Source organism: Pseudoxanthomonas gei (assembly GCF_010119615.1).
Lineage (GTDB): Bacteria > Pseudomonadota > Gammaproteobacteria > Xanthomonadales > Xanthomonadaceae > Pseudoxanthomonas_A > Pseudoxanthomonas_A gei.
In genome coordinates, this window is record NZ_QOVG01000021.1 from 1 (window position 1) to 749 (window position 749).

General features: G+C 45.7%; 1 protein-coding gene. It reads right to left on the minus strand.

Annotated elements, in window-relative coordinates; all coding sequences use genetic code 11:
- Window positions 1-735: IS256 family transposase (locus tag DT603_RS15780; RefSeq protein WP_343037781.1), on the minus strand; the 735-nt coding region annotated here is incomplete at its 3' end.
- Between the last annotated feature and the right edge of the window lie 14 nt (window positions 736-749).

The window sequence follows — 749 nt, forward strand, 5'->3', positions numbered from 1 at the left end:
CGATTTGGTTACACACCGTATTTGCCGATGGAACCCTTCAACCGTATTAGTCGTGTAGACCACCTTACGAATAGCCGCTGGATACTCAAAAAAACGAGTTAACCGCAGCCAATTCCGTTGCCAGCTTTCAACAACTAATGGATACTTATGCCCCCATCTGTCAATAAAATCAGCCAGTTTTTGTTCTGCTCCGGCCACATTAGCCGACTGATAAATTGGTTTTAAATCAGCCGCCACAGCTTTCTGATCTTTCGAGACTACATACCGCATTGAGGTACGTACTTGATGCACCAGGCAAAGCTGCACATCAGCTTTGGGGTAAACCGTTTCGATGGCATCGCCAAACCCGGAGAGGTTGTCAATCGAGCAAATCAGTAAATCCTTAACACCTCGTGCTTGTAAGTCAGTTAAGACTGAGAGCCAGAAGCGGGCGCTTTCGGCATCACCAATGTAAATGCCTAGTAAGTCTTTCCTCCCCTGTAAATCAATCGCTAAGATATTGTAGGCAGCCTTGCTGATAACTTTACCATCTTGCCGTACTTTGAAGTGAACTGCGTCCAGCCAGACAAAGGCATAAACTGGCTCTAAAGGCCGAGATCGCCACTGTTCAACTACAGGCAGTATTTTATCGGTAATGGTTGATAAATGGCCGGTGCTGATCTGTAAGCCATATAAATCCTCCAGGTGTTCCTGAATGTCTTCATAGGACATACCCTTACTATAAAGGGAAAGAATGCGGTTGTCTAAGC